This window comes from Blautia sp. An81 (genome assembly GCF_002161285.1).
Taxonomy (GTDB): Bacteria; Bacillota; Clostridia; order Lachnospirales; family Lachnospiraceae; genus Blautia; species Blautia ornithocaccae.
This window is the reverse complement of the sequence record NZ_NFHH01000056.1, coordinates 1-4,481: the sequence shown is the minus strand read 5'-3', so window position 1 is coordinate 4,481 and position 4,481 is coordinate 1. Positions and strand designations below refer to the sequence as shown.

Sequence of the window (4,481 nt, the reverse complement as noted above, 5' to 3'; positions counted from 1 at the left end):
GAGATGTCCCATCCGAAAGGAGTAAGACCCCTTGAAGACGACGAGGTAGATAGGGCAGAGGTGGAAGTGCAGCAATGCATGGAGCTGACTGCTACTAATCGGTCGAGGGCTTGACCTAATAGCTTAGGAAGCGGCGAGGGAAGTCTGGAACAGACGGGAATGCCTGCATTCCTGGATGAGGAAGACGGACCGAAGTCATTTGCGAAGCAAAGGACACGAAATAAGCCGTAGGCTTATGAGTGACCGGTTGCTAAGCGGACGGGGCCAATACCTAAGTAAAGCGGCAAAAGTTGGATATAAAGAGTTTTACATGTGTGGTTTTGAAGGTACAGTATTTAATCTAATATTCCTCCTTAGCTCAGTCGGTAGAGCATGCGGCTGTTAACCGCAGTGTCGTTGGTTCGAGTCCAACAGGGGGAGTTTTTTAAAATATATGGCTCCTTGGTCAAGCGGTTAAGACATCGCCCTTTCACGGCGGTAACACGGGTTCGATTCCCGTAGGAGTCACTAAGCTGTAAAGCTAATTTAATGGTGTGCCGATGTGGCTCAATTGGCAGAGCAGCTGATTTGTAATCAGCAGGTTATCGGTTCGAGTCCGATCATCGGCTTCATGGACCTTTAGCTCAGTTGGTTAGAGCAACCGGCTCATAACCGGTCGGTCCTGGGTTCGAGTCCCCGAAGGTCCACTCGTTAATGCTAGCCATTAACATAATATTATAAATAAAATTTTTATGGCCCAGTGGCTCAGTTGGTTAGAGCGCCGCCCTGTCACGGCGGAGGTCGAGAGTTCGAGTCTCTTCTGGGTCGTTTAAAATGCATATAAGCATTTTAAGAAATGCCGCAGTGGCGGAACTGGCAGACGCACAGGACTTAAAATCCTGCGGGACTTATACTCCCGTACCGGTTCGATTCCGGTCTGCGGCAGTTGTTTAGGTGCTTCAAATCCTTATAAACAAAGGGTTTGAAGCATTTTTCTTTTTTAAAAAATCCTGTACAAAGTTGTACAGTTTATAAATACGTTATTTATGCCAGCACACGGGCCATCTGTGAAGTATCTCTTTCAGTTACCCTCTGGCCTATGTAATGCTCTGTCATGGTAAGGGTGGAATGTCCGGGCAAAGGCTGAATGTTAATGGGCTTTACTCCTGCGCCATAGAGCATGGAAGCACCTGTAAATCTGATTTTATGGCTTGGTAAATATGTAATGCCTATTTCATTACAATACTTCTTTAAACGGCGGTTGAAAGTGTCTGTTGTTAAAGGCCTTCCTTCATACATGAAGAGAAATTTTCCCTTTGGATTAAAGCCTTCATTTTTTTCAGGACAGAAATACCTTCTGCCGGGAGACATTCTGTACGTATGCTGTAGTGAGGGTTGCCTTTTGGGTCTTTTACTACCCGGTGGGGCTGGCTTAAAGTCATATCTTCCTGCAATGCCCGTTCTTCTACCAGTTGATGTTGTGTGATGACTGTATTCTCATCTTTACTGTCCCATGAAAGTGCTTTAATCTTCCCAATCCTGAATATTCTATAGAAAGCCAGCATAATCGCCAGTATATATGCGCCTGGCTCTAACAAGTTTTTGACTATTCTATTATTTTTGTACCGTCTCTAATGTGGTTAGTGTACTACAGTTGATGGTATTAGCAATCGCCTGATAGAAGTAATCTGATTTTAAGGAAGTCGATATGTCTTTTTTGATTGCATAATCTAAAAATAGAAATATACTGTGTTCAGTGAAAGTTATATATCTAGATTTAATCGGATTTAAAGGGATGTGGATCTTGGAAATATGGAACTGGAGTTCATTAAACTTAGAAGAATTTCATATAAACGAATTAACCCAAATAATGGAGAGAGTTTTTGCTGAGAATACAAGGAATAGAGGTTTAATGCAAAATGCAGAAAGTGATGAAACAAATTCAGCAGTTTGGAAGTTGTAATTCAAAAGTCGTAAAAAAGTAGTACAATGGAAAAAATAAGCAGGTAAACTATAGATAGCTCGAAGAGAGAAAGACAAGACAAATTGAAATTGTTGGAGAGGGATTGATTATGAATAAGGTATGGTCTGAACTAAGTAAAACAATGCAGGAAGAAATCAAAAAGAAAGATACCTATGAAGAGGGTATTAACACATTATTTGATTTACGGAATCAGATAATGGAAACCTTAACATCATTTAATAAAGAATTAAGCAGAGAAGATTTTGATGCAATTCCATTTATAAATGCAGATGGTTATCATAATAAGACGATTGCATATTCAATTTGGCATATTTTTCGTATCGAAGATATCGTTGCGCACACATTGATTGGTGAAAACAAGCAGGTGTTTTTTGAGGGGAATTATCAAGAACGTATCAATTCACCTATAATTACAACAGGAAATGAGCTTGTAAAAGAGCAGATTGCGGATTTTTCAAAACGTCTTAATTTGAAAGAGTTATATTCATATATTTTTGAGGTAAAAGATAGCACGGAGAAGATAATCAGCAGTTTATCCTATGATGAATTGAAAAAGAAAATATCAGAAGAAAGAAAAAAACAGTTAAAATTATTAAACGTTGTAAGTAATGATGAAAACGCAATTTGGCTTATTGATTATTGGTGCGGAAAAGATATTCGAGGTTTAATACAAATGCCATTTTCAAGGCATTGGATTATGCACGTAGAAGCAAGCCTGCGTATAAAAAACAAGATATATTCATAAGTACAATCCCGGTTTGTATGACAAACGATAATTTGAAACTTATCTTTATTCATAATAAAATCATATATAGAAGGAGGCGGGAACAATGTTATGTCATAGAATGATTGATTTAAGCAGTCAACTCTGTACAAAATCTGATGATAAGGCGATATTTGTACAGAGGTAATTTTCGCCGAACATTGGATTTTGTACAATTTAATCCGCAAAAAATAAAGATTAGATTGGAGAAAATTCAATGGGAAATTTCAAAAAATATATAGTTTTGTGGCTAAGTCAAAGTATATCGCAGCTGGGAAGTTCTATGACGGCGTTTGCGCTTGTTTTATGGGTATATGAACAAACACATTCCACACTTTCTGTTTCGCTGATATCATTTTGTAATTATGTGCCGTATATTTTGACGAGCATATTCATTGGCTCTTTTATAGACAGTCATCGAAAAAAATCAGTTATGCTTGTAGCAGATAGTATTGCTGCAATGACTTCTCTGTTTACTCTGGGCTTTTTAATAGCCGGAAATCTCGCCGTATGGCATATTTACATCGTCAATATGATTGTGGGAGTTAGTACGGCATTTCAGCAACCAGCATCTTCTGTTGCGATAGCAAAAATTGTGCCAAAGAATAAACTGTCTAATGTAAGTGGTATGAACTCTTTTTCTGGCAATTTAGTCATTGTATTTAGTCCCATGTTGGCGGCTATGTTATTTTCTGTCGGTGATTTACCGCTGATTTTGCTATTTGATTTATTCAGCTTTGCGGTTGCCTTTTGCGTACTGTTATTTTTAATTCGTATACCAGAACGGCTTACAAAGGGAAAATTCAAATCTCCTTTTGCTGAAATCATGTTTGGATTTCATTTTCTGAAAACAGAAAAGGGAATTTTATACATCATGTTAACAATGGCCGTAATAAACTTCTTTTCAAGGTTGACTTATGAAAATATATTATCGCCGATGATTTTAGCAAGAAGCTCCGAAAACAATATTGTCTTGGGAATTGTAAATGCCTGTATGGGAATTGGAGGAATTGTGGGCGGTTTGCTTGTATCTATGAAAAGAGAAAGCAGGAAAAAAGCAAGTATGATTTATGTTTCTGCCGCATTATCTTTTCTTTTGGGGGATTTAACGATGGCTGTCGGCAGGAATGTATTTTTCTGGTCGTTTGCGGCTCTTGCCGCAAGTTTACCGCTTCCATTTATTATGGCAGGACAAAATCTGATACTCTACAAAAAAATACCTGAGAATATTCAAGGGAGGGTATTTGCTGTAAGAAATGCTGTCCAATACAGTACAATTCCTTTTGGTATTCTTTTAGGCGGTTACTTATCTGATTATGTGTTCGAGCCTTTTATGTGTTCAAATTCAGATATTGTGACCTTGTTGGGAAAAATTGTGGGGATCGGTGCAGGCAGTGGTATGGCCGTCATGTTTTTATGTACGGGGATTTGTGGTTTTGTCATGAGCATTTTTTCACTTTTTTGTAAAGAAATACAAAAATTAAATGACTGTTGATTGACAGACCCACATGTATTTGCTAAAGGGTAATCAAGATGGGAACATATTATCCATTATTATATGAAAAGAGATTGGCAACTTCCAGTTTTTAACAGTAATTAAAGGCAGGAGAAACGGGAATTGCAGCGTTTCTCCTGCGAGGGCGTAAAATTTTCTGTGTCTATGGGAAAAATTCTTCTTTGATAAGAAACAGATATGTATAATTGCCTTGTCGGAACTTCTGCTTTTTGGCTGTCGAATTACTTATCTGTTTATAG

5 protein-coding genes, 6 tRNA genes and 1 rRNA gene are annotated in these 4,481 nt (G+C 38.1%); 10 read left to right on the top strand and 2 right to left on the bottom strand.

Translation table 11 applies throughout. The features are described 5' to 3' along the window. The 7 genes from B5G33_RS20705 to B5G33_RS20675 all read left to right on the top strand — a co-directional run. A 23S ribosomal RNA gene (locus tag B5G33_RS20705) occupies window positions 1–118 on the top strand; the annotation flags it as partial. 229 nt (window positions 119–347) lie between these two features. Further along, window positions 348–420, top strand: a tRNA-Asn gene (locus B5G33_RS20700). 15 nt (window positions 421–435) lie between these two features. Beyond that, window positions 436–507, top strand: a tRNA-Glu gene (locus B5G33_RS20695). Window positions 508–535: 28 nt separating this feature from the next. Next, window positions 536–608 (top strand) — tRNA-Thr (locus B5G33_RS20690). A gap of 4 nt (window positions 609–612) precedes the next feature. Further along, window positions 613–686 (top strand) — tRNA-Ile (locus tag B5G33_RS20685). A 47-nt stretch (window positions 687–733) separates the two neighbouring features. Continuing rightward, a tRNA-Asp gene (locus tag B5G33_RS20680) sits at window positions 734–807 on the top strand. Between the two features lie 30 nt (window positions 808–837). Continuing rightward, window positions 838–924: transfer RNA gene (locus B5G33_RS20675), tRNA-Leu, on the top strand. Window positions 925–1,023: 99 nt separating this feature from the next. On the opposite strand, the gene B5G33_RS20670 is transcribed toward B5G33_RS20675, so the two are convergent. After that, complete coding sequence (locus B5G33_RS20670; RefSeq protein ID WP_158229666.1) at window positions 1,024–1,278, bottom strand: tyrosine-type recombinase/integrase; 255 nt, start codon at window positions 1,276–1,278, stop codon at window positions 1,024–1,026. Next, window positions 1,257–1,577 carry a hypothetical protein gene (locus tag B5G33_RS22175; RefSeq protein ID WP_242974802.1) on the bottom strand — a complete coding sequence of 107 codons (321 nt, stop codon included), beginning with the start codon at window positions 1,575–1,577 and terminating at the stop codon, window positions 1,257–1,259. The genes B5G33_RS20670 and B5G33_RS22175 overlap by 22 nt, the downstream gene beginning before the upstream one ends. A gap of 206 nt (window positions 1,578–1,783) precedes the next feature. On the opposite strand from B5G33_RS22175, the gene B5G33_RS21480 reads away from it, so the two are divergent. From B5G33_RS21480 to B5G33_RS20655, 3 genes are all read left to right on the top strand, one after another. Continuing rightward, window positions 1,784–1,942: a hypothetical protein gene (locus tag B5G33_RS21480; protein WP_158229665.1), complete on the top strand. Its 159-nt coding sequence runs from the start codon at window positions 1,784–1,786 to the stop codon at window positions 1,940–1,942. Between the two features lie 109 nt (window positions 1,943–2,051). Continuing rightward, window positions 2,052–2,708: a phage head-tail adapter protein gene (locus tag B5G33_RS20660; RefSeq protein WP_087418960.1), complete on the top strand. Its 657-nt coding sequence runs from the start codon at window positions 2,052–2,054 to the stop codon at window positions 2,706–2,708. Window positions 2,709–2,943: 235 nt separating this feature from the next. Further along, window positions 2,944–4,221, top strand: a complete 1,278-nt coding sequence (locus tag B5G33_RS20655) for an MFS transporter (RefSeq protein WP_087418959.1) — start codon at window positions 2,944–2,946, stop codon at window positions 4,219–4,221. The last annotated feature ends 260 nt before the right edge of the window (window positions 4,222–4,481 follow it).

Coding starts and splice junctions, on each gene's coding strand:
- B5G33_RS20670 (WP_158229666.1), bottom strand. CDS start 1,278: ATGTATGAAGGAAGGCCTTTAACAACAGACACTTTCAACCGCCGTTTA.
- B5G33_RS20660 (WP_087418960.1), top strand. CDS start 2,052: ATGAATAAGGTATGGTCTGAACTAAGTAAAACAATGCAGGAAGAAATC.
- B5G33_RS20655 (WP_087418959.1), top strand. CDS start 2,944: ATGGGAAATTTCAAAAAATATATAGTTTTGTGGCTAAGTCAAAGTATA.